Source organism: Prevotella veroralis, assembly GCF_018127765.1.
GTDB classification, from domain to species: Bacteria; Bacteroidota; Bacteroidia; order Bacteroidales; family Bacteroidaceae; genus Prevotella; species Prevotella veroralis.
Genome location: NZ_CP072331.1, coordinates 21,146 through 46,274 on the forward strand (window position 1 = coordinate 21,146; position 25,129 = coordinate 46,274).

At 43.5% G+C, this 25,129-nt stretch carries 11 protein-coding genes and 3 pseudogenes; 8 read left to right on the plus strand and 6 right to left on the minus strand.

The features are described from left to right. Positions 1-13: 13 nt before the first annotated feature. The 8 genes and pseudogenes from J5A55_RS08365 to J5A55_RS08400 all read left to right on the plus strand — a co-directional run bounded on the left by J5A55_RS08365 (position 14) and on the right by J5A55_RS08400 (position 19,505). Entirely contained in the window at positions 14-1,216 is a 1,203-nt protein-coding gene (locus tag J5A55_RS08365) for a porin family protein (protein ID WP_004381950.1), read from the plus strand. Positions 1,217-1,251: 35 nt separating this feature from the next. After that, the gene (locus J5A55_RS08370) at positions 1,252-2,811 is read left to right on the plus strand and encodes a T9SS type A sorting domain-containing protein (RefSeq protein WP_004381949.1); all 1,560 of its coding nucleotides are present in this window, start codon (positions 1,252-1,254) and stop codon (positions 2,809-2,811) included. 86 nt (positions 2,812-2,897) lie between these two features. Next, positions 2,898-12,125, plus strand: coding sequence for a SpvB/TcaC N-terminal domain-containing protein (locus J5A55_RS08375; protein WP_211802949.1), 9,228 nt, complete (start codon positions 2,898-2,900; stop codon positions 12,123-12,125). 7 nt (positions 12,126-12,132) lie between these two features. Beyond that, positions 12,133-12,495: a hypothetical protein gene (locus J5A55_RS08380; RefSeq protein WP_004381947.1), complete on the plus strand. Its 363-nt coding sequence runs from the start codon at positions 12,133-12,135 to the stop codon at positions 12,493-12,495. Positions 12,496-14,022: 1,527 nt separating this feature from the next. Beyond that, positions 14,023-17,397 (plus strand): RHS repeat-associated core domain-containing protein, encoded by a 3,375-nt coding sequence (locus tag J5A55_RS08385; protein ID WP_249118614.1) that lies wholly within the window; start codon positions 14,023-14,025, stop codon positions 17,395-17,397. Between the two features lie 10 nt (positions 17,398-17,407). Further along, on the plus strand, positions 17,408-17,965 hold the full coding sequence (locus tag J5A55_RS08390; RefSeq protein ID WP_004384665.1) for a hypothetical protein: 558 nt from the start codon (positions 17,408-17,410) through the stop codon (positions 17,963-17,965). A gap of 134 nt (positions 17,966-18,099) precedes the next feature. Next, positions 18,100-19,076 (plus strand): annotated as a pseudogene (locus J5A55_RS08395) (RHS repeat domain-containing protein); the annotation flags it as partial. A 33-nt stretch (positions 19,077-19,109) separates the two neighbouring features. Further along, positions 19,110-19,505 carry a lysozyme gene (locus J5A55_RS08400; protein WP_004384668.1) on the plus strand — a complete coding sequence of 132 codons (396 nt, stop codon included), beginning with the start codon at positions 19,110-19,112 and terminating at the stop codon, positions 19,503-19,505. A gap of 572 nt (positions 19,506-20,077) precedes the next feature. Here J5A55_RS08400 and J5A55_RS08405 read toward each other — a convergent pair. The 6 genes and pseudogenes from J5A55_RS08405 to J5A55_RS08430 form a co-directional block, all read right to left on the minus strand. Further along, on the minus strand, positions 20,078-20,587 hold the full coding sequence (locus J5A55_RS08405) for a DUF3408 domain-containing protein (protein ID WP_004384671.1): 510 nt from the start codon (positions 20,585-20,587) through the stop codon (positions 20,078-20,080). After that, positions 20,575-20,889 (minus strand): annotated as a pseudogene (locus J5A55_RS08410) (helix-turn-helix domain-containing protein). Before J5A55_RS08410 ends, J5A55_RS08405 begins: the two are co-directional and overlap by 13 nt. A gap of 20 nt (positions 20,890-20,909) precedes the next feature. Then, positions 20,910-21,179, minus strand: coding sequence for a helix-turn-helix domain-containing protein (locus J5A55_RS08415; protein WP_004384674.1), 270 nt, complete (start codon positions 21,177-21,179; stop codon positions 20,910-20,912). Between the two features lie 666 nt (positions 21,180-21,845). Next, a pseudogene (locus tag J5A55_RS08420) lies at positions 21,846-22,331 on the minus strand (DUF1896 domain-containing protein). Positions 22,332-22,345: 14 nt separating this feature from the next. Continuing rightward, on the minus strand, positions 22,346-23,665 hold the full coding sequence (locus J5A55_RS08425; RefSeq protein ID WP_039851611.1) for a site-specific integrase: 1,320 nt from the start codon (positions 23,663-23,665) through the stop codon (positions 22,346-22,348). 13 nt (positions 23,666-23,678) lie between these two features. Next, positions 23,679-24,932 (minus strand): site-specific integrase, encoded by a 1,254-nt coding sequence (locus J5A55_RS08430; protein WP_004384679.1) that lies wholly within the window; start codon positions 24,930-24,932, stop codon positions 23,679-23,681. Positions 24,933-25,129 lie beyond the last annotated feature (197 nt).

Genomic DNA, 25,129 nt, shown 5'->3' on the forward strand with positions numbered 1-25,129 from the left:
TATGAGTTTATCTATGAAGGACAAGAGCAACAGAAAAAAACGTTATATTCTGGCAGGAATCTTTCTTGGCATAGCTGCTCTTTTGGGTATAGAACGCTGTGTTAATGACGAGCCAGAGGCTGAGCAGCGTATAGAACAAAAGAAAGCAGACAAGGCACCATCACAATCTACTACACCGCATGTCTCTTCTTCTTTAGACAAGACAAAAGTGCAGAAGGATTCGGGACGTTCAGATTGTGTATATAATAAGCTGGGGAATGTGTCCCGAAACGTTACAAGTATCAATACAAGGAGAATTAAAAAATCAAGCATGACAAGGAAAACCGCTAATGGCAAACATTTTTCGTCAGAGCAGCCAATCCTTTCTCCATCATTATCAACTGACGTTTCATCTTTAAACGATAAAACAGCCAGTATAAAACACGAGACGAAAGAACCAGACAATGAACCTACTAATCAGAAAACAGGTGAACATGTTCTTGACAACTCTATGAATAACCAGCCCACCATAGTAGAGGAAATTCCGAAAGATACACCATCTTTGATAACTTATTCTTTTCCTCACCATCATCTTTTTCGGATAGGACTCAGAGCAGGAGTAGGTTGTTCTAGCATTACAGGATTAAGCAGTATTATTGAGAACTATGATATACGTCCTACTTTCACTATGAGTGAACGTGGTGGCATCAGTCCTCGTATTGGTGTCTTTGGAACATGGCAATATCGCAGGTTAGGTGCTGAGCTTGGCATTGATTACACCCGTATTCTCAGCAAGCTGACGGAGCGCAAGATACCGGATAAAGTAACCGAGGCTACACGATTTCATTATAATTTCATTACTCCACAAATCTTGCTTCGTTTCTATGCTTTCCCAAAGTTCTATATGGGGGCCGGCATCAGTGCCGCCATTCCGTTCGGCAGCCGTAACATCGACTTCACCAATGACCACATTGGAGAGGTGTACCGGCAGCAGGCTGAACGTACGCAGGACCACCTGAGGGAATCCGTCAAGGCACGGGTGGCGTTCGTTCCTGCCATAAAGATCGGCTATGTTGATGCAAAGAACGGTCTGGAGGCAGGACTGGAATACGGTTTCGGATTCAATGACATGCTCCGCACCTGCGCCAATGACTACGGGTATCAGGAACGTACGAACAATCTGCAGACCGTCAGCCTTACCATCGGGTACAGTCTTCCTCTCGGAAAAGCCAAATAAACAGCATCCTGCAATCCTATTAAAACAGTCTCTGTATGAAACATAAATACCTCACAGCAGTTTCCTTCTTTATATCCGCTCTTTCTGCCACAGCCCAGACTCCTGGTGGTGTAGATAAGCCAATGGTCTGGTCACACGATTCTGTCTCCGTCCGTGTCTCTGCTGGTGCTGGACTTACCTATATAGGCGTAAGTAAGGTATATGGCGAGAAGGAACAGGCCATCTGGAGTCTCGGCAGCGGAAAAGCTATTACTCGTATGCAGACAACTGAGCGTGCTGCAAACCTTGGCAATGGTACTTTCATGAATTATGCCAAGGACTCGCTGCCTGAAATGCGACTTTACAGCTATACTACTTCTTCCAATATGGGTAATGGTCAGACTTTGCATATCGGCCGGAATGGGAACGCTAAGTTGCCTGTAAAGAACCTTGATGGTAGAACTGTTGAGTATACCGTCTTCGATCGTCGCCTTTCTGATACTGAACGGTGCCGTGTGGAAAGCTATCTTGCATTGAAATATGACGTTAGCCTTCGCAGCAGTTACCTTAATTCAAGAAGTGAGGTTATTTGGAATGGTTATACCAACAAAGCCTATAGTCACCGTATAGCTGGCCTTATCTCAGACAAGGCTTCTGCCTTACATAAGACAAGAGCCAAGAGCTGTGAGGAAGACGGTTTTCTTACAATCAGTATGAGCAAGCCTCTTGAAGATGGTGAGAGTCTTCTTTGGGGTGACAACAATGGTAAACTTTCTTTCCATCAGAGTAAGGCTTACGGCAAGTGGCTCGGTAGAAGATGGATGGATACAGCAACACGGATTGACAAGCCTAATGTTGATGTTGTAGCTGATGGTAAGCAACTACGCCAGATACAGCCTCTTGCAGAAGGTGAGAGCTACTATCTTGCCGTTGATCCTACAGGAACGGGTGACTTTCCTGTCAAAACTCTGAGCTATCATAAGGCAAACATGACAGTTGGTGACAGTATTGTCTTTAAGAATATACCGTTAGGTAAACGTGATGTCTTCACGCTACGAGCTGCCAAAGATATGTTTACAACGATAGAAGTAGTGCAGCCAAAGGAGAAGAGCGGCAGCACAGGAACACTTTCTGTTAGAGTAACAGGCGGTATTGCCCCTTACAAGATGACTCTACAGAGAGAACACATGTCTGTTTTCAATCGTACTACAAGCGACAGCATACAGTCTGCTGATGGACTCATAGAAGGAAAATACCTTCTTACGACGACAGACCATGTGGGTAACAAGGCTGAGAATGAGTTTCAGATTTCGAAGACAGGTATCACAGAGATTCCTTCCATGAACCCTTCTGACGGAAACAGTGACTTCTTTGCAAATGTAAGTGTAAGTCCTAATCCAACAGTGAATGGATATGTCAGTGTGCAGGTGGAACTGAGCGAAGTAGCTCCATTGGATATGGCACTCTATACGACGGGTGGAGCTCTTGTCAGTCGTCAGACCAATATGCCTGATATATATTTCTCTACCAAAGTCTATCTTCCACAGACAGGTGTCTACTTATTGACACTGCAAAGTGGTAGCAAAGAAAAGACATTTAAACTGGTGAGGAAGTAAATCTCATTTTTATCTTTTATAAAATTTTCCAACGCAAGTATATATATATTGAGGACCTTTAGGTCTGAAACAAAATAGCAAGAATAATGAAGTATTCTACACATTCACTCCTCCTTCCGTTCCTGTTGCTTTCAGGAATCATACTAAACTCCTGTAATGGTGGGAGTAGTCGTTCTGCTAAAGAAACAGTAATCAGTGATTCTACATGTACTGGTACAGTCTCTTCTGTCCAAAAAGATAGCATTTTCCGAAAGGCTACTTCCTTACGAAAACAAGTCAAGGACAGTGTACAGAACTCACCTGTGAAGAGATTCTCCAAAGAAATCGCAAGAAATCAAAAGTTGAATCGTGTAGATACTCACAAGCCGAACAAGAAACCTGCAAGACTTTTTGCAGACTTAGGCAAACATACCGTCAGCAAGTTCTTTGCTAACTCCGACAGCGATACGCTCAATGTTGGACGAGCCCAGCTTGCCGTACCACGTGAGGCTATGGCAAAGGGTAAAGTTCTTAGTATTACACCACTTAGAAAAGGTGAATTACCAACCTTGCCTACTGGTATGGTAAACGTTACAGGTGGCTGTGATACATTGATGGCAAGAACAGATACGGTGTCAGGTTATCGCTTCTTACCTCATGGCAATCATTTCGTCCATCATCTGGCAAGTATCGCAGTACCTTACGACAGCACGTTGATACCGAAAGGCTATACTGTAGATGATATTCACACCTATTATTATGATGAACTGCACCAACGCTGGACAATGCTCCAGTCAAAAGGTATTGATACTAAACGTGAGGTGGCAATGGCAGAGACATCACACTTTACGGATGTCATCAACGGTATCATCAAGGTTCCAGAGAGTCCCGAAACACAGAATTATGTCCCTACAGGTATCAGTGAACTGAAGGCTGCTGACCCAGCTGCGGGTATTCAGCAGATCGAAGCCCCATCAGCTAATCAGAATGGTACGGCGTCACTGTCCTATCCTTTCGAAGTTCCTGCAGGGCGTAATGATATTGGTGTAAGTGCCGGCTTACAGTACAGCAGTGAGGGCGGTAGTAGCTTTGTAGGCTATGGATGGAGTCTTCCTGTACAGAGCATTGACATAGAGACCCGATGGGGTGTACCACGTTTTGATGATAAGTCAGAGACTGAGAGCTATCTTCTCATGGGACAGCAGCTCAGTGACCGACTCTATCGTAGGACTGATTCTTTGTCACGTCAGACTGACAAGCAGTTCTATCCAATGACTGAAGGTGGTTTCAGTAGGATTATCCGAAAGGGTAACAGCCCGAAGAACTATTACTGGGAAGTGACTGGCAAGGATGGTACAGTCTACAGTTATGGTGGTCATGGTGGTCATGTCAGTGATGCTACTTCTCTTACAGATACCAATGGTAACCGTGTCAAATGGGCACTTGATCGTGTTACCGATGTCCACGGAAACTTTGCCGCATTCCATTACATGAAGTCTGGCAATAACCTTTATCCTGAACGTTATACATGGACAGGATTCGGGGAGACGGAAGGACTGTATAGCATTGAATTCAATATTGACTCTATAGCCACAGACCGAAAAGATGTGACGAGTAGCGGAAGACTTGGCATTATGCAAAAGGACAAAGGGCTACTCCGTAAGGTCACGGTGAAGAATAATGGTCAGCAGCTCCGCAGCTATACCTTAAACTATGAAGAAGGACCGTTTGGTAAAATGCTGCTAAAGAGCATTAATCAGAATGACAGCAGGGATGGTAAGGTTGCTACACAATCCTTTGACTATTACAATGACCTCAAAAATGGTCTTTTTTCTTCTAAGGCAGAACTGTGGAAGGCTCAATCTGACGACTATGAGTCATTCCTCAGCCATTCGGTTCATGGGTGTGACGACTATCTTAGTCTCCTTGGTGGTGGAGCTTCGAAAAGCCGTACTACGGGAAGGGGAACAATGATAGGTGTAGGTTTCACTGGTGGAACAGTAAACGTCGGTCCATCTTTCTCTACTAGCAAAAGTTCAAATACAGGTAAAGTTGCTTTTGTAGATATTGATGGTGATGGACTACCTGATAAGCTTTTCAAACGAGGTAACAAACTTTTCTATCGTAAAAACATGAGTGCAGATGGAAAGGATTTACTCTTTGGTAAAGCGTTACTGATACCAGGAGTAAACTCTTTCTCTGAAGGTAATAGCATCAGTCGTTCTCTTAATGCAGATGCTGCTGTTGAAGTTGGTATTACAAATAAACTTGGTGCTTCTGTTGGAATTTCCTATACCCATTCAAAGGATCAGGACAAGACAACTACCTATCTTTATGATTTCAACAGTGATGGACTTACAGATATAGCCGTCAATGGTCAGGTATATTTCAATCATATTGTAGACGGGAAACCTGTATTTAGTCCAGCAAGTAGTGTAACTGCCAATCCTATTATTGGTGAGGGGGCTCCTATTGATAAACATTTTATTCCAGACTATAAGGTTATTCGTGACTCCTTGGAAAAGGAATATCCCCTGAATGATGCCGTCCGTATGTGGTGCGCACCTTTTGCTGGCAGGGTCAACATACAAAGTACTATAAAGAAGCTTAGCAATCAAGGTGATGGCATCATCTACAGCATTCAACATGAGAGTGATGGCTTCATGGTCCGCGACTCTTTATTACAAGCTGGTAGCAAAACCAACAATCTTAATTGTGATGTAAACGTAGGAGACAGAATTTTCTTCCGTCTTCAGTCTCGATATGATGGTGAGGACGACAGGGTTCTTTGGAATCCTATAATTACTTATACCTCTTTGCCTGTCGGCAAGGATAGGTATCTGTCGGAAGACTTAAAAACATATAATAGTAAGGCTGATTATATAGAGGGTGAAAACAATGTAGTTATCTTTAATCGTACTGGCAAGGTAACGCTCCATGCTCCTTATATGAAAGGAAAGACTTCTGATGATGTTACACTTATCGTCACACGATTGGATCATCATGGTGAAACGATTGTAAAACGACTTAAACTTCCTGCTGACAGTATCGTCAATGACTCCTATGACTATACCGGTAACATAGATGAGAAAGATTCTGTTTCATTCTTCTTCGAAATCAAGACCACTTCTCCCCTCGATTGGACTAAGGTACAATGGGCAGGTAACTATTTCTATGAGACGGACCAAGACAGTGTACGTTTTGTGGCATCTCGTAGGATGTTCAACAAGCCTGTCAGCATCGCAGAGCGTAAAGACCTAAAACAGGATGTAACGGTACGGAGTAGAAAGTATAGACCAACGCTTTCTATTGTTCCTATGCTCTCTGTCGTACGCAAGGACAATAGAAATGATATAGATACAGCTACTGTCTATCTGACCTTACACGATAAGGATGGAACTCCTGTGTTGCATCATACCTGTAGGTTGAACGCATCCAATACGCTCAAGCCAGATACCATCACTATTACAGATACCACACTGATCAAACGATTGAGTTTAGGCAAGATAACGGCAACCTTTGCCATAGAGAATGAATTGGCAAGTGTGAGACAGGCTAAAGTAAACTTCCTTCGAGACAGTCTCTCTTATCAGAGTGCAACATCAATGGTAGTAACAGGTGAACAACGTGTACTTGTTGATACATTAGAGGCTTGTGTGTTCTCTGGGTATAACTCTATTGATTATGGGAGGCTCTACCGAGGATGGGGACAATTTGCTTATAACGGCAATAAAGCTTATGCCTCCCAGCCAATAGAAGTATCAGCACTGACCATTGACAGGGACAAATATAAGAATATAGCTGAGCATTATAAATCCACACACGATGGCAATCAACTTGCAAAGAGTCTTACTCCTGTCAATGAGCAGCGTTTCTTTGTGATGGGCTATGACACTAACAAGAGGATGTATGTTGGCGGCTCTGAACATGTCTTTATCTCTTTAGATACAATCTGTAGTTCTCGTATCGGCGAGGATGCTATTATAATAGACAGTGTGCATTATGCTAAAAATGCGGGTGAATTGTCTGCACCTGTACTTATGAGTGAGTCAAAGAGTAATGGCTATGGTGTAAGCGGTGGAATCTCCTATGCAGGACTCAGTGGCAGCAAGAGTACACAAACTTCTTATAGCAAGGTGTCTCTAATGGATATCAATGGTAATGGCTATCCTGATTGGTTAGAAGAGGTAGATGGCAATATTGTTACTCAATACACAAAAGCAACGGGTACACTTGGGGAAGATCGCATGAAACTAAATGTCACGCACCCAAAATTTAAAGCAAGTTCCTCTACTATTGGTGCAGATGCAAGTCTATCAAAACAGGCTTCGTCAAAGAGTGCTTTAGCTATCAGTATCAACCCTAAACCACAAGACGATGAAACTCCAGGCGGTAGTGATACACATAATTCATCCAATGGTAATGCTATCTCCAGTGTGTCTGTGAGCGCTAGCGGAAACTTTACATCAGGAACGTCTCATACAGAGAGTGATTGGATAGATCTCAATGGTGACGGACTACCTGATATGCTCTTGGGCGACAAGGTGAAGTTTGGTCTTGGATATAACTTTACAAATGAAGAGAGTAGTGGGGTAACGTCGTTGGAGTCTTCTGAAAATAGCACATGGGGTGCAGGACTTGGTACATCCATTGGGGTACTTGGTAATGCTGATATTTCTTTCGGTGTCAATGGAACGAAGACAACAACAAAGTACAATGTGTCTTTTATAGATGTTAATGGCGACGGTTTACCTGATATGGTAACTCGTAATGCTGACAAGTTCACCATAATGTTGAATACGGGATCTGGATTTATTCCTTATTCCGAAGAGCAACAAGGTCGTTTCAATGAGTCATTGGCAACGTCTGTTTCTCAATATGGTAATTTTGCTGTTTCCATTCCAATACACATTCTGTTTTTAAAACTGAGATTTACAGCTAAGGCTACTAAATCTTGGTCAAGTGGTGTTAGTTTCACAAGTGCAGCCTTGAGAGATATTGATGGTGACGGTCGTCCTGACCTTATCGTTTCTGACGGGGCAAAGCAGCTTATCGTCTACCGTAACCTTACGGGCAGAACGAACATGCTACGCTCTGTGACACTTCCTTTCGGCGGACATATCCATATCAGCTATGAGCAGACAACTCCAAGCTACGACCTGCCGGGACGTCGCTGGGTGATGTCATCTGTTGAGACGACGGGTGGATACAAGGAGAACGGAGCAATACGAAGCAGGAATACCTTCGAATATAGTGGTGGCTATCGTGACCGTCGTGAACGTGACTTCTATGGTTTCAAGCAGGTACGTACCAATCAGATAGACACCGAGAACGGTGACAGACTCTATCGTTACTCCGTCCAGACCTATGGTAAGAACAGGGATTACTATACGCATGGGCTTGTTACGAGTGAGTATCTCTATACCGCTGATGGAAAGAAGCTGCAGGGATCTCTATATGACTACGACCTGAAGACACTTGCCGTTGGTCATAACACGGCTGACGCTGTTGTCTTCCCTGCCCTAAAGACACTCGTTCAGAGTAACTTTGATGTAAATAGTGGGGATAGCCTGGCGATTGCGGTCAATAATACTTACGATGACTATGGTAACCTACAGGGATATAAGGAGACGACAACAGCCTATAGCTTAGAGGCAAACATTAACTATCATAAGATTGCCGATAAGTATATTGTCAGTGTTCCGAGCCATATCACTGTCAGCAGTGGCGGTAAGACTTACCGTGAACGCTCAACGAAAGTGGACGGCAACGGTGAGATAACGGAGATCATGCTCCATAACGGTGACAAGCCATCAGTCTATAACATGACTTACGATGGTTATGGTAACATCACACGGATGACGAAGCCGGAGAACTATAACCATCAGCGTATGTTCTATGCTTATACGTATGACGACCGCTATCATAGTCTTGTGACAAGTGTCAAGGATGCATACGGCTATAGCTCCAGCACGGCTTATGATGGTCTTTGGAATGCTCCGTCTGTAACGACCGACCTCAATGGGCAGAAGATGGAATACACCTACGATGCCTTAGGACGTCAGCAGACGATTCGTGCTCCGTATGAGATAGAAAGTGGTCAGCCGTTTACTATCCGTTTTGAGTACTTCCCTGCAGAGCGTAAGGCACATACTATCCATTATTCTAAGGACGGAAACATTGACACCTATACCTTCGCCGACTCGCTGATGCGTGCCGTTCAGACGAAGCAGACGGGTGTGGTGTGGTCTGGTGGTAGTAATCAGAAAGTCTCTATCGTCAGTGGAAGGGCTGTCATCGATGCCTTCGGACGTAACATTACAGCTTATTACCCAATGACGGAGAGTTATGGTAACATTGGAACTTACAACCACGCTACGGGTGATCTGCAGGCAAAGACGGAGTATGATACGCACGACCGTACCACGAGTGTGACGCTTGCTGACGGTAGTGTGACACGTACGGCTTATACTATCAGTAGCCATGACGGAGAACCTATGCTCCAGACAACGATCACGGATGCACTGGGACGACATGCGGAGAGCTATACCGATGCCAAGGGACGCAACCGGGAGACGGTGCAGCATGCCCGTGGTGAGGATATCACGGTGAAGTACAGCTATGACCCTGTCGGACAGGTGATGACGGTTCAGCATCCTAACGGCAAGGAGACGAAGTATGCCTATGACTTGCTTGGTCGGAAACTGATGGTGAATCATCCTGATGCAGGTGAGACGGATATGACCTATGATGCGGCGGGTAACCTCCTGACGAAGCTCACGGCAGAGCTTAGGAAGTCGATATCTGATAAGGGTTATATCTCTTACACCTACGACTTCGAACGGCTGCATGAGGTGCTTTATCCTGAAAATCTCTTCAACCGTGTCACCTATACCTATGGTAAGGCTGGCGATAAGTACAACCGTGCCGGTCGTCTTGCCCTTGTAGAGGATGCTTCGGGTGGTGAAGCGTATTACTACGGCAGACAGGGTGAGGTGACGAAAACCGTCCGTACGGTCATGGCGAGCGTGGCGGATATCAGGACTTATGTCTATGGTGCTACGTATGACAGCTGGAACCGGGTGCAGACGATGACTTATCCTGACGGTGAGGTGGTGACTTATCACTACAATGCTGCAGGACAGGTGGAGAGTCTTACGAGCAATAAACAGGGACGTCAGAGCGTTATTGTTGACAGGATAGGTTACGACAAGGAGGGTCATACGGTCTATACGAAGCTCGGTAATGGCACGGAGACTACCTATACCTACGACAGGCAGCGTGAACGTCTGCAGGTGATGAACCTTACAGCGGACGGTCAGACTGTGATGGAGAACAGGTATCGTTATGATGCAGTGGATAATATCCTCGGTATCACGAATGCTGCCAACCCAACGTCGCTGACAAAACTCAACAGGGCGAAGCTGGGAGGAAAGAGTATGCATACGTATGAGTATGATGAGCTGAACCGCCTTATTCATGCAAACGGTAAGGCTAAGCGTGCTTCGTATGATATGGTGATGTCGTTCGGACAGATGAGTGAACCGCTGACAAAGGTTCAGAAGGTGGACTCAACGACAACAGCTAAGTCTTATAACTTCGCTTATAAGTATGAGGACAGTAAGCACCCGACGGCTCCAACACAGATTGGTCACGATCATTACACGTATGATGCCAACGGTAATCCAACGCTGGTAACGAACGACTCAACGAATACTACCCGCGAGATGTATTGGGACGAGGATAACCGACTCATGGTACTCTCTGACAACGGCAAGACAAGTCGTTACACTTATAACGCTGCCGGCGAACGTATCATGAAGAGTTACGGTACGATGGAGGGTGTGTATATCAATGGTGCACCACAGGGTATCACATTCCACGAGACTGATAACTTCACGCTTTATCCAGCAAGTATCCTCTCTGTCAACAAAAACCGCTTTACAAAACATTACTTTATCGGTGAAAAACGAGTTGCTTCAAGGATAGGAACGGGACTGTTTAACAACGTTTACGGAAGAAACGGTTCATACGTAACCGCTGGTCAGCAGGACTATGCTGAACGCATGAATCAGATTCAGAAGCAGAAGGAAGCGTATTATAAGCAGCAGGGCATTGCACCGGGTGTTCCAACAATGAAGGGTGCGTATGGTGATCCCGAGAACACAGGTAGGGGTTACAACTCTATCCTCTACACTCTCGGCAACCACGATGTGCCACAGGGTTGGATTCAGACTCCACATCCTAACACGACACCAGGTACCAACCCCGGTGCTCCTGTCTCATGGAATGACCCGAGCAACCCTGATGATCCACAGGCTGGATACGGTTATATTCCTAATGACACTACGAAAGAAGAAACCTTCTTCTATCATAGTGACCACCTCGGTAGCACATCTTACATCACAGACGACAAAGGTAACATCACACAGTATGATGCTTACCTACCGTATGGTGAACTGTTAGTTGACGAGCATAGCAGCAGTGAAGACCTGCCTTATAAGTTCAACGGCAAGCAGTTCGATGAAGAGACAGGTTTGTACTATTACGGTGCAAGGTATATGAACCCAATCACGAGTTTATGGTATGGGGTGGATCCGTTGGCAGAGAAAAATTCTCATATTTCTTCTTATGTAGTTTGTTCAAATAATCCTATTATGAGGATAGACCCGGACGGGAGAGATGATTATTTTAATAGTAAAGGAAAGTTTATTCGGAGGACTGAGACAAAAACAAACAATATTTATATCTCAATTAATGGTAAGAATATTCTACCGTCTCAACTAGATTTAAAGATAAAGCGTAATAGGCAAGTAATGGCAAACATTGTTGGACATTATGCCACAGCAGTTGGTATCTCATATTGGGGAAAGGGAAAAATGGCTGTCGGACGGAATCCACAAGGTATGGTAGGAATTGCTGATACAAAAGATGAAACTGAATTAGCAGCAACACGCGGTGCAAATATTACTATAAGTGTATATAAGGGGCATGTTTCAAGATTCATGAATGATTATGAAAATCTTCAAAGCTCATTATATCATGAAAGTATTCATAAGTTTTTCAGCTTGAGAGGTGACTATAGTGATAATACTTCTTTGGGGCATGTGCTGAAAGTTCATATTAAGCAGTTTGAGAATGAACATTTTAAATCAGCAACACAAGATTTCCAACATGCAATTATTGATAAGGCTGCAGATTATCTGACAGCAGCTTTACGCGATAGTAATACAAGGGGGCAAGTTCCAGAGGCAATAAAAAAAATTAATACAGCTATACGAAATACTCCTTATAAATTAGTGGCTGGAAGATATGTAGAATCGAGAAAAAGATAATTAAATAATGAAGTATTTAAATGCTATTTTAATTAGTTGCCTCTTGTTATTGTCAGCTTGTAAGCAAGACTTGAATAAAAAGATTTCTGGTACCAAATATAAAGTATGGGAGTGTTGTGAGAATATGTCTCCAGAAGGCTATTATTATAGTTTTTGGTCAAATGGAAGTTGGTTTATACTTTATAAGGATATAGATGGGAACTTTAGGAAATTAGACACTGGTGATAATATATTATACGAGAAATGGAAGTTAATAGGAGATAGTGTTATCTTTATAGGTGGTCATAAGTTTATAATAAAACGTATTACAAATAAAGAAATGTTACTTGAGAGAAATAATAAAGTCGGTAGATTAAAATTCATAAAGTAATTTTATTGGGTTAAGTGCAAAGAATAAACAATATATTATACACAATATTCAGAATGTACAATATAAATTTGTAAAAACAAAAATAGGTGCTAAGCTACTGTCAGATTATGGATTATCTACAGAGCAAGAATATTCTGCTATGACAGATAATGCTGATACTTTGAAGTTAATAAGAAAAGATAATTAGACACATACCCCCAGATATAATATTAGTGAGGATAAGCAAACCCTATAGGACCTTGACACGCTGGAGTGGACGTATAACCGCAATAGGATGAAATAAAATCGTTGTCCGCTAAATCTTTTTATTAGATATTATTTAAGGCTGAACTCCTTAATAGGGGTTCAGTCTTTTTATTCTCTTTGTTTCAATGTAAAGAACGCCTAGAATCATGAGGAAGATACCCATTTCCTCGGATGCAGTTTTTGGTATTGCATAGTTCATAGTTACTCTAAAACCCTAACATAGTTTTTGTTTTTAGTTGCTGTCACTTTTAACATTTTGTGTAAAAGTCTTGTTGTCAATGCGTTGTGATGTGGGGAGGAGTGACAGGGAGTGACAGGAAAATTGAGAGGTGGTCGTTTTTATGGTGTTGTTATAATAATGCAAGGGGAGAGGTACTTGCTTGTTATGAAAAGGAACAAGGCGTAAGAAGGATTGTAATAAAGATTCATAAATTGAGAATAGTAGATGGACTTTGACACGGCAAAAGATGCCCTTTCGCATGGTAAAAGATGCTCTTTTGAGGTGTGAAAGACGCCCTTTTGCACGGTAAAAGGGCACCTTTTAGAAAGGCATTTGTAAGTCTTTGATAGAGAATGGTATACAAGTCTGAATACTGTGCATTTCTTTTGATTTTGCGAACATGCAGCTTCAAATCACTGTAAACATATTTCTGATTAGACCGTAATGGTGCGGTGATATGCGTCAAGACGGATAAGTTTACAAGGATCTGCGCCGGAGCGTTTTGCCACAAACAGGCGTATCTTATAACTACCAGTTCCCCTCTCCCTCCCAACGACAAAAGCCTACCGTATACCATTTTTGATTTTGCTGTCATTTCTGTCACTCCGTTTGTATCTTTAATGGTCTGAATATAAGCCAATTACACGAAGTGTTAAAAGTGACAGCAACTAAAAACAAAACTTAATTGGGGGTTTTGATGCTTTTCTCTTGGTTACATTTACGCACACAACGCCCTTCATCTTTCTCCTGTTTTCCCATACTCTAAAGCTCCATTTACAAAATAAAGTTGTATATTTGCAGTTGTACACTTCCGTTTAACAACGTATAACGGTGACAAGCCTTCTGTCTATAACATGACTTACGATGGTTATGGTAACATCACACGGATGACGAAGCCGGAGAACTACAATCATCAGCGTATGTTCTATGCTTATACGTATGACGACCGCTATCATAGTCTTGTGACAAGTGTCAAGGATGCATACGGCTATAGCTCCAGCACGGCTTATGATGGTCTTTGGAATGCTCCCTCTGTAACGACCGACCTCAACGGGCAGAAGATGGAATACACCTACGATGCCTTAGGACGTCAGCAGACGATTCGTGCTCCGTATGAGATAGAAAGTGGTCAGCCGTTTACTATCCGTTTTGAGTACTTCCCTGCAGAGCGTAAGGCACATACTATCCATTATTCTAAGGACGGAAACATTGACACCTATACCTTCGCCGACTCGCTGATGCGTGCCGTTCAGACGAAGCAGACGGGTGTGGTGTGGTCTGGTGGTAGTAATCAGAAAGTCTCTATCGTCAGTGGAAGGGCTGTCATCGATGCCTTCGGACGTAACATTACAGCTTATTACCCAATGACGGAGAGCTATGGTAACATCGGAACTTACAACCACGCTACGGGTGATCTGCAGGCAAAGACGGAGTATGATACACACGACCGTACCACGAGTGTTACGCTTGCTGACGGTAGTGTGACACGTACGGCTTATACTATCAGTAGCCATGACGGTGAACCAATGCTCCAGACAACGGTCACGGATGCACTGGGACGACATGCGGAGAGCTATACCGATGCCAAGGGACGCAACCGTGAGACGGTGCAGCATGCCCGTGGTGAGGATATCACGGTGAAGTACAGCTATGACCCTGTTGGACAGGTGATGACGGTTCAGCATCCTAACGGTAAGGAGACGAAGTATGCCTACGACTTGCTTGGTCGGAAGCTGATGGTGAATCATCCTGATGCAGGTGAGACGGATATGACCTATGATGCAGCGGGTAACCTCCTGACGAAGCTCACGGCAGAGCTTAGGAAGTCGATATCTGACAAGGGTTATATCTCTTACACTTACGACTTCGAACGGCTCCATGAGGTGCTTTATCCTGAAAATCTCTTCAATCGTGTTACCTACACCTATGGTAAGGCTGGCGATAAGTATAACCGTGCCGTTCGTCTTGCCCTCGTAGAGGATGCGAGTGGCGGTGAAGCCTATTACTATGGCAAGCAGGGTGAGGTGACGAAGACCGTCCGTACGGTCATGGCGAGCGTGGCGGATATCAGGACTTATGTCTATGGTGCTACGTATGACAGCTGGAACCGGGTGCAGACGATGACTTATCCTGACGGTGAAGTGGTTACTTATCACTACAATGCTGCAGGACAGGTGGAGAGTCTTACGAGCAATAAACAGGGACGTCAGAGCGTTATTGTTGACAGGATAGGTTACGACAAGGAGGGTCATACGGTCTATACGAAACTCGGTAATGGCACGGAGACTACCTATACCTACGACAAGCAGCGTGAACGTCTGCAGGTGATGAACCTTACAGCGGACGGTCAGACTGTCATGGAGAACAGGTATCGTTATGATGCCGTGGACAATATCCTCGGTATTACGAATGCCGCCAACCCAACGTCGCTGACAAAACTCAATAGGGCGAAGCTGGGAGGAAGGAGTTCGCATACGTATGAATATGATGAGCTGAACCGCCTTATTCATGCAAGCGGCAAGGCTAAGCGTGCATCGTATGATATGGTGATGTCGTTCGGACGGATGAGTGAACCGCTGACGAAGGTGCAGAAGGTGGACTCAACGACAACAGCTAAGTCTTATAACTTTGCTTATAAGTATGAGGACAGTAACCATCCGACGGCTCCGACGCAGATTGGTCATGACCATTACACCTACGATGCCAACGGTAATCCAACACTGGTAACGAACGACTCTACGAATACTACTCGTGAGATGTATTGGGATGAAGATAACCGCCTGATGGTACTCTCTGATAACGGGAAGACGAGTCGTTATACTTACAATGCTGCTGGTGAACGCATTATGAAGAGTTACGGAACGATGGAAGGTGTGTATATCAATGGTGCGCCGCAGGGAATCACGTTCCACGAGACGGATAACTTCACGCTCTACCCTGCTTCGATAATCAGCATCAACAAGAACCGCTTCACAAAGCATTACTTCCTTGGTGACAAACGAGTTGCTTCAAGGATAGGAACGGGTCTGTTTAACAACGTCTATGGACGCAATGGATCATACGTAACCGCTGGTCAGCAGGACTATGCTGAACGTATGAATCAGATTCAGAAGCAGAAAGAGGCATACTACAAGCAGCAGGGCATTGCCCCTGGTGTTCCTACAATGAAGGGTGCGTATGGTGACCCAGAGAATACAAAACGAGGGTATAACTCTATCATTGACACACTCGGCAACCACGATGTGCCACAGGGTTGGATTCAGACTCCACGCCCCAACACCACACCGAATACTAACCCCGGTCCACCTGTAAGCTGGAATGACCCAAGCAACCCTGATGACCCACAGGCTGGTTATGGTTACATTCCTAATGACACAACGAAAGAGGAAACCTTCTTCTATCACAGTGACCACCTTGGTTCAACGTCTTACATCACAGACGACAAAGCTAACATCACTCAGTATGATGCTTACCTGCCATACGGTGAACTGTTGGTTGACGAGCACAGCAGCAGTGAAGAACTACCGTATAAGTTCAACGGCAAGGAGATGGATGAAGAAACAGGTCTGTACTATTACGGTGCAAGGTATATGAATCCTGTGACAAGTATTTGGTATGGGGTGGATCCGTTGACGGAGAAATACGTTAACATTGGTAGTTACATTTATTGTCATAGCTCTCCTATTATGTTGATAGATCCTACAGGTGAAGGCGATTATTACAATAAAAGTGGAAAGTTGCTAGGAAATGATGGAGTGAAAAATAATAAAGCTTATCTTGCCACTTCCGTTCTAATAGATAAAAAGGGTGTTGTCACAAGTGCAACGGATAAAAGTTTATTACCCGTTACTAATGATGTCTTAAATCAGTACGCGAATACAGTGGCACAAGAATCGTCAGGTAATAAACAGGAGTCGTATGCCTTGGCAAGTGCCATATCTAATTTATCTAAATATAAGAAAAAGAGCATTCTTGCAACATTAAAAACCGAAGGTATTTACGGGTTTAGAGATGGTGGATACAAAACGGATTATGAAGGTAATGCCAAATACAGTATGGAGGCTGTAATAAATGCCTTAACTAATGGTAAGGATTACTCTAATGGCGCAATTAGGTGGGATGGCTTTGATCTTGCTGCGAAAGGTTTTAATCATCCTAAGCCTAAAACTGCTGGTGTAGAAATTAGTCCTGCAGATTTTATGCATTTTAAGGCCGCGTGGCCAGCAAAGCTCATTAAGGCCTATAGTGCTGGAAAGTATACGAGTTTCTCTTCTAATTTCCATTCAGGAAGTCATCCTGCAACATATGGATCGAATAAAGGGTATGTACTATATTCATCTTCGGCTGCTTATGGTAGGACTATGTTTTGGAAGGCCAATTTAAATGCGACAAGAAAAGTCGCTGGAAAAATAGAGACATACAAACATACATACTAAGTTTATCAATATGAATAGTAAGTTTTTTGTAATAGTGTTTCTTCTTAGCTTGTTCTTTGCAGAAACGTTTGCACAAGATAATATACCCAATAATATATTATTGGATAAAACATGTAATGTAAAATATAATAAGCGGAATGATTCTACTTTAGTAATGACCGTGTCAATTAACGGTCATGCGTATAAAGATTCATTCTTATTTGTGGAAGGTGTTCCATATTCAAAGTATTTACCAAAATATTTTGGCCGATATAAGAAGAGCTTAATATTTATTAATGGAGAATCAGTTAATTATCGTCGTCTAACGGTTTATGAGTTGAATGGTTGTAAAATTAGAAAAGGTGTGTACGAAATGGAATTATGCTCAAATAGAAACAGCTCCGTAGAGTACTATTTGTTCTTTTACAATAATCAGCCAATAAAGATAATATCATCCTTGGATAAGACTCTATACAAACCTTTAAGGCTTAGTGTAGAAATCGAATCAGACAAAATATCTACTATAGAATCTTGTAAAGGAAAATTTAAGATAAGGATGGTAAAGGGGAAATGCTACTCTTTAAAATAAAATAGAACTAAAATCATAAACCGAACTTGATAGTGGCGGTTTACCTCCACTATCATTTTTTTGAGCTATGTGCAATATAATCATTAACAGTACGTTATAAGTATATGCAGGACTATCTTTGCTCATACATCTGTATCGGTAATGGATTGTTCAACAATGTCTATGGCAGAAGCGGCAGCTATGTAACAGCTGGTGAAAAGGACTATGCCGAGCGCATGAACCAGATAGAGGCGCAGAAGGAGGAATACTACAAGCAGCTGGGCGTTGCTCCGGGCGTACCTATCGAGAAAGGTGCCTACGGAGACCCTGAAAACACAGGTGTGGGCTATAACACGGTCATCACCAACCTTGGCGACCACACTGTGCCCGAAGGCTGGGTGCAGATACCGAAACACAACGACACGCCCAACATCGAGCTGGGCGCACCCATCTCTTGGAACGACCCGACAACCCCGATGACCCGCAGGCAGGCTATGGTTATATCCCTAATGACACAACCAAGGAGGAAACCTTCTTCTATCACAGCGATCATCTTGGATCAACTTCTTACATCACTGATGACAAGGGTAACATCACACAATATGACGCTTACCTGCCGTATGGCGAGCTACTTGTCGATGAACATAGTAGTAGCGAGGACATGCCTTACAAGTTCAATGGCAAGGAGATGGATTCTGATACAGGCTTGTATTATTATGGTGCAAGATACATGAATCCTGTGATAAGTATATGGAATACTCCTGATGCATTAATAGAAGCGAAACCATTTGTTTCAAGCTACACTTACTGTCTAGGTAATCCCATTTTATTAATAGATCCTGATGGAAATTGGGAAAGAAACAGCAATGGCAATTTAGTAGCCCAAAGAGGTGATAATGCTGCTTCATATGCCAAATACACAGGGTATTCTACCGATCAAGCACTTGCTATATTACTTGCTAATGGTGTGACAATAAATTCCAATGGAATTCTGTCTTTAAAGGAAGGGCAAGAAATTTTCGACGGAACGTTTCATTTGTCAGATGTCGTTGTTTATGGCAAAAGTAAATCTTCACAAAGCATTCCAAATTCTTCACAAAGGAGAAATGTTTCTGAATTGTCTATTAGTTAACAAGGCATAAATTTCTTGATAGCAAGAGAAGGAATGATAACGCATCCATATAATGACTCTAAAGGATTTGCAACAATTGGAGTTGGACACTTACTTCATAAAAGCAAAGTAACAGATGCTGATAGAAGGGCATGGACAAGATTTACGAAAAACGATGCAAAAAAACTTTTAATGAAAGATTTAAAAGAAACATTTGAGCCTAAAATTCGCGCTTTAGTAAAAGTACCTCTATCACAAAATGAATATGATGCCATTTGCTCATTTGCATTTAATATCGGAGTTGGAAGAGGATTTCCTTCTTCCGAGTTTTTGAAAGAACTAAATAAAGGGCACTATGATGGGACACTGATGCTCCGTTGGAGACGTCCAAGCGAAATAATAGGGAGAAGGAAAAAAGAGGTTGAATTGTTTAATCATGGAGTATACTAGAAATGAGAATGAAAATGTTAATTCTAATTGGCTTCATCACCGTAAGTTGTACATCAGCACCTAACAAGAAGTGTATTGTACAAAAAAATCAAGTAAGAGTCATAAAAACAGAGAAATCTACAGCATTCAAGTATTTACAAGGTATTTGGATAATACCACATGCAGCTGATATACGAATTGTTTTCAAAAATGACTCTACTTTTGAGTTTCATGATTATAACTCAATCAAAGATTCTATAGAGATTTTAAAAGGTATATATGTATTAAATAATGATCAACTTACACTTAGATATACTGATAGACCTCAACAGAAGTTTATCTATCACTTTGGCAGATACGAGGACGAGCGTTATATTAGAAAAGGAAAGTACTATTTTGTAAAACAATAAGTCACGACTTCGGAGTGATTTAATTCCCTTTCGGGGCAAGGGTCTTTGTGGTACAAATGGTAATTTGTGGTACAAAGACACACCTTGCTGATGTAGAAAATGGGATTATAAGCCCCTGCTGTGTTACTGCATTCATTGAATACAGTAACTCGGCGTAGGCTTGCATTCGAGGAATGCAGTAATTCAGAGTTTCCTCCATCTTTCCACATCTTCCTTGTATTGGTCGAGGTGTTCCCGCAGTACCTGTTCGACATATCCCGAAACGCTCGCTCCATGCTCACCGATTCTCCGCACCACGAAGTCTAACTTTCGTTGGGTTTCCTCTGATACATACACGGCTTTGCGGTGGCTGTTGCGAAAGGGCTGGAGATATTTCCCCTGAAACTCGGATAATTGCTTTCTGTCCTTTGTTTTTCCCATTCTTTGATGAAATTCTTCGGTAGAAGTAGCCCTTTCTGTTGGCGACAACGCTGTTTCTTGATAGGACGGTTGAGAAAAATCCTTGTTACTCTCCTTGTCATTTTGTTCCTCAACTTTATAAACAGGCTCAAACCTTCTCTTTCCCTCTTCATAATCGGAGGGCTGGTCAAAATCGGGTAACTCTTCGGGCTTGCGGAGCTTAACGCCATAATTTCCCATATCTCTAATGGCTTGTTCCAAGCGTTGTTTCCTTTTTTCATCTATTCTTGCCATAATTTCTTGGGTATCGGGTTATAGTGTTTTTCAAGCATGGCTTGTATGTCGCTCTGCTTGTAGAGTATCTTCCCTCCGATTTTGTAGAAAGGAAGTATTCTTGCATTTCTGTACTCTTGGAGCGTGCGTGTGCTGAGTCATAAGTGGCTGCACACTTCCTCGCTCGAAAGGTAAACCTCGCCATCTAACATCGGACGAGCTGTGGCGCAATAACGCTCCAGTTTCTTTAAGATGCCCTCCATCAGTTGTGAAAACAACTGCATCTGAGGGTCTTCCCGCGTAATGATTTCATTCTCTGCCATAATTCATTCATTCTTTGATTTCAATCCTTGACTGCATTCAGCATTTCACTGATGTCGGTCTGTTTGTAATAACACTTGTGTCCAATCATGGAGAAAGGGATTTTGCCCGTATCTCGGTATGATTGTAGGGTACGCTTGCTGATGCCTAAACGCTTGCACACGGCTTCGTTGTCGAGCCATTGCTCGGTCTCAGGCGGATTGCCGATGAGTTTTTCCACGTGGTGGATAAAGTCTGCAAATTCAGAGCGGTGCCGCTCCCACGCTTTGCGGTCGATGATAATGAGTTTCATTGCCTTAATTCTGTTTTGGTTACTTTATTGTTATTCGGCAATGGAGCTGTTATGCTGCCCGTTGCCGTACTTATCGGGTGCAAAAGTAAGTGGTCAAGAGCATCGCTGCAAGGAATGAGGAAAAGCAGAGAAATGTTAGGAAAACAAGAGAAAAGCTCACGAGGAAATTCCTCAGCATTATTGCGGTAATGAGATGAGGTGCCGGCTCTTTCCTTTTATTGCATATTTGTTGGTCTATCGACAGTTCGATAGTTCGACAAATTGAGAAGTCGAAGTGTCGATAGATAGTTTTATCGATAGATTATTTTGACGATATATAGTTTTGACAACAGATAGTCATGACAACAAATTGTACAAACAACAGATTGTCCGTATTATCGTCAGTCCTATCTGTTGTTGGTTGTTACGCCTTGCGTCCAAAGAGTCTGAGTATGCCGTATTCTTGTCGTGCCTATACTCTCTACGGCGGCCCAGCCCTGCAAGGTTGGGAGAGATGAATACGACCGCACGAATACAGAAAATGGCAATACCGCCTTGAAACAGAAAAATCCTGCGGTGGAGATTCTTCTCTCCATCTGCAAGACTCGACCTTGTCAGGGCAGATAGGCTGCCGTTGTACCTTTGCACGATAAGAAACGGCATCAGGGACTTTGCGTGCGCCTTTGCTTACAACGCCTTCGGGCTTGCTTCCTCCGTCAGTCTGACCGTTGGCAGATTATTGCTCTCAATGAGCAGCACTATCGTGCCTGTGAGTTCGGTGTAAAGACGGCCGTATTGCTCGTCAGAAGCCAATGTGTCCGTCAAACCGAATTTGTCGAATGTGGCTTGAATAGCCTTGTTCGACAACAGTATAGGTACGAGTTTCTCTGGGAGCGGTGCAGGAAGTTCCCTCTCAAACTCGTCCTCTAAGACAGAAACAAGGGTATCGTACTTTGAGAAATGCAGTCCACAGAAAAGCACTTCACTTGCTATTCTTTCTGCTTCTAAATGATTAAAACCTTGCGCCACAGCATTGCAGTAGGCGGTCAGTGCCATGTCGGCTCTTGCCGTGATAAACTCCTTGTCTCCCAATCACTCGGGGTGATGTTCACTCATGTAACTTCTTAATTTCAATCGAAAATAGGAAAGTTCCTGTTTGTTGTGCTGTTTCATCTTTATCTTCATCTTCATTTAGCGTTGATATCCAATGATGGTTGCTTTGCAGCCAAAAGAAAAACTGCTTGCTCTCCGCTTGGCTTTTTGGGCGGGCAGACACGCAAAGCCTTTCGCAGTTCCATTGTGATATTGCTGCCCATGAGTGGCTGCATCTCACGGGCAATCTTACCCTTGCTGACCTTTGCGTAAAGTTCGGTGGTAGAAATGAAACGGTGTCCGAGCATCTTACTGACGGTTTCTATCGGCAGACCGTTCTCCAAGCAGATAGTTGTCGCAAAAGTATGTCGTGCCGTGTGCGAGTTGGCTTCGGTATGAGGTGGGAGTCCTGCCTTGATGATGATGTCCCTTATCTTGCGGTTGAAATGGCTATTCGTGGGGAACTCACGAAAGAGCAAACCCTCCTTTCGTCCGTCACTGACAATGGTGAGTATCTCTTCGGCAATGGGCAACAAGGGGACAATGCTCCTGTTCTGTGTCTTTGTGCGACAGAGCGATATGTACCTACGCCCATCCCCGAATGTATAAACATCGTCCATTCGGAGTTTCTTTAAGTCTGAGAATGCCAGCCCCGTGAAACATCCCAAGAGGAAAATAAGTCTGCAATGGTTGTCTGTCGAGCGGTGCGGACGGTAAGCCAAAAGTTTTTGCAGGTCGTCCACCGTAAGTGAATTGCGCTCGTAGGTAGGCGTTTCTATGTCTATGAGTTCAAAAGGGTCTTCACGAACGTATCGCTCCTGCAATGCCTTGCGAATGACCTGATGCAAGTGGCGTAGGCGGTTGCCGACACTGCTTTCCTTGTTTTCCAAGTCCCGAAGCATAAAAAGGCGATAGTCCTCAAGCAAAGTCTTGTCCACCTCCGTGGGCATACAGTCTGCCCTGTCCCTTACTTGCAGGAAATGAACAAAACTCTTGTAGCTATCCTTAAAAGCCCTGACAGTTGCCTTGCTTAATGTTCTGCCCTGCAATTCCTCCTTGTATTCACAAACGGATTGATATAGCTCCGTAAGTGTTGGCATGGGGCGACTTTGCTGCATATAACGCTCCTTGAGGTATTCCGCCGTGATATAGTTTTCTTCCCTTAATGTACGTTCATAGAGTGAATGCAAGCACTCTTCTATTGAGTTCAGTTGCAGATTGACGGCATTCGCTCTGTTTGCCACCACTTTCATGCGCCCTTTCTTTGATTGCCAATCATCGGGAGAGGTGTACAAACCTGTTGAGAATGAAGAAGACGCACCATTGCAGGTGATACGGCAGCGGATAATGCATTCATTCCTTTCGCTTGTCTTGCTTCTGTCTATATAGAATAGTATTGAAAATGTACTTTTCATTGTTCTTGGACTTTTAGTTGATTAAACGATATTGTGCGATGAGAGGGAGAATCTTCTCCACATCCCGAAAGACACGCTCTGGAGAAGTCTCTGCATACACTTGTGTGGTCTTTATTTGGCTATGTCCGAGCATTTTCGATACGCTTTCGATAGACACGCCTTCTGAAAGGGTCATCTGAGATGCAAAGGTATGGCGAGCCATGTGAAAGGTCAATATCTTTTTGATGTCACAAAGCCGAGCTATCTTTTTGAGGTGTATGTTCACTGTATCGCAGCCTGGTATGGGTAGCAGATACCCTTTGGGCGGTTCGTGACGGAATGCCCTTGTATGAATACCTTTGTACCGCTCAATGATGGCAAACGCTTCGGGCAATAGCGGAATGTAGCATATATTGCCCGTCTTTACTCTCGGCTTACGTATCCAATCCATATCGGACTCGTGGATGATATGTTCTGCCGTGAGGTGGTACACGTCCGTATAAGACAGACCGGTATAGCACGAAAAGAGAAACATATCCCTTGACACCTGCTCGTAGCCTTGCAGTTCATTATCGCTTAACGCAGCTATTCGACTTACTTCCTCCCTTGTGATGTATCGAGGTGTTCCCACGTCCCAGCGAATGGAATGACCAATAAAAGAATAGGTGTCTATGATGTGTCGCTTGTGCAGGTCTTTGAGCAGAGATGCCAGCATAGTGAGATAGCCTGCCGATGTATTGAGCTTAAAACCCTTTTCTTTGGCAAAATAGTCCTCTAAGTCTTTGATAAAGGCGATGTCGGCTTTCTGCACGGGAATATCTTCCACATGGTAGCGGTATCTTACAAATTCAGACAGGTGTCTACGAAAGAGTAGCAGGCATTTCAGTCTGCGTTCGCTGCGGTCTATGCCGACACGATCACGGAAACGGTCTATATACTCGTCCAAGAAATGGAGTAGCCCCTGCAATTCGCTATTTAACCCGAATACAAGTTCCCTTACTTGCCCTGCTGTAACTGTGTTGCCTAACTTGCCCGAAAGCGATTCATAAACTTGATGAATGCATACTTGCAGTCGGTCAAGTTCCTTGTTTACCGACACAGCTTCGGCACTTTTACCCACAAGTCGCTGTTTGCGACTATCCCAAAGCTTTGGGGTACAGGCGCACTTGCAACTGAACTGGACCATCGAGTGACCGATACTGATGCGTCCCATGATGGGACTTTTTCCGTTTTTGTCCTGCGTACCTCTCTTGAGGTAGAAAAGCAGCTTGAATTTTTCTTTTTCCATTGTTTTTTGCTTGCAAAATTACACTTCTTCGAGGAACTTTGAGCGATGCAAAACATTGATAATGAAAGAGAAAATACCATTTTAGTTACCACTTTCAGCCCTCCTTTTCCTTTCATCGTTTTTCGAACGATTTGGTAACTGAACTCCCTCCTTTTCGCTCCCTTTTCTGCCTGTTTTCTATGATGCAACCCTAAGAA

Coding starts and splice junctions, on each gene's coding strand:
- J5A55_RS08365 (WP_004381950.1), top strand. CDS start 14: ATGAAGGACAAGAGCAACAGAAAAAAACGTTATATTCTGGCAGGAATC.
- J5A55_RS08375 (WP_211802949.1), top strand. CDS start 2,898: ATGAAGTATTCTACACATTCACTCCTCCTTCCGTTCCTGTTGCTTTCA.
- J5A55_RS08390 (WP_004384665.1), top strand. CDS start 17,408: ATGAATAGTAAGTTTTTTGTAATAGTGTTTCTTCTTAGCTTGTTCTTT.
- J5A55_RS08400 (WP_004384668.1), top strand. CDS start 19,110: ATGATAACGCATCCATATAATGACTCTAAAGGATTTGCAACAATTGGA.
- J5A55_RS08385 (WP_249118614.1), top strand. CDS start 14,023: ATGGAATACACCTACGATGCCTTAGGACGTCAGCAGACGATTCGTGCT.
- J5A55_RS08415 (WP_004384674.1), bottom strand. CDS start 21,179: ATGAAACTCATTATCATCGACCGCAAAGCGTGGGAGCGGCACCGCTCT.
- J5A55_RS08425 (WP_039851611.1), bottom strand. CDS start 23,665: ATGAAAAGTACATTTTCAATACTATTCTATATAGACAGAAGCAAGACA.
- J5A55_RS08430 (WP_004384679.1), bottom strand. CDS start 24,932: ATGGAAAAAGAAAAATTCAAGCTGCTTTTCTACCTCAAGAGAGGTACG.
- J5A55_RS08380 (WP_004381947.1), top strand. CDS start 12,133: ATGAAGTATTTAAATGCTATTTTAATTAGTTGCCTCTTGTTATTGTCA.
- J5A55_RS08370 (WP_004381949.1), top strand. CDS start 1,252: ATGAAACATAAATACCTCACAGCAGTTTCCTTCTTTATATCCGCTCTT.
- J5A55_RS08405 (WP_004384671.1), bottom strand. CDS start 20,587: ATGGCAAGAATAGATGAAAAAAGGAAACAACGCTTGGAACAAGCCATT.